This window comes from Neobacillus drentensis (genome assembly GCF_036962125.1).
In the GTDB taxonomy this organism is placed as follows: Bacteria; Bacillota; Bacilli; order Bacillales; family Cytobacillaceae; genus Neobacillus; species Neobacillus drentensis_B.
Genome location: NZ_JBALOA010000005.1, coordinates 1 through 373 on the forward strand (window position 1 = coordinate 1; position 373 = coordinate 373).

1 protein-coding gene is annotated in these 373 nt (G+C 32.4%); it reads left to right on the plus strand.

Annotated features, from left to right (window positions below; translation table 11 throughout):
• Positions 1-119: 119 nt before the first annotated feature.
• Positions 120-373: YlbG family protein (locus tag V7121_RS04595; protein WP_335499582.1), on the plus strand; the 254-nt coding region annotated here is incomplete at its 3' end.

A 373-nucleotide genomic window follows, 5' to 3' on the forward strand; every position in this document is an offset into this window, starting at 1 on the left:
GCGCTTGCGCTTTTCTTATATGAGGTTATTTTCTGATAACTACTATATTATATTGAAAAGAAACGTTTTAATATGCTAGACTTAGTTAAAATGATGGTTCTGGTGAAGGGGAAAAAAGTATGTTTGTTCAAAGACAAGGATTGGTTGTTTGGTTGTACTCTTTAAAACAAGCCAAAATGCTTAGGCGCTTCGGAAATGTACATTATGTTTCAAAAAGGCTGAAATATGTTGTATTGTATTGTAATCAACAAGAGGTAGAAGAAATAATGGAAAAGCTCAATTCCTTTTCGTTTGTAAAAAAGGTAGAACCTTCATATAAGCCATTCTTACGAATGGAGTATGAAAATTCGGCTCCAGATAAAGCAAAAGAATA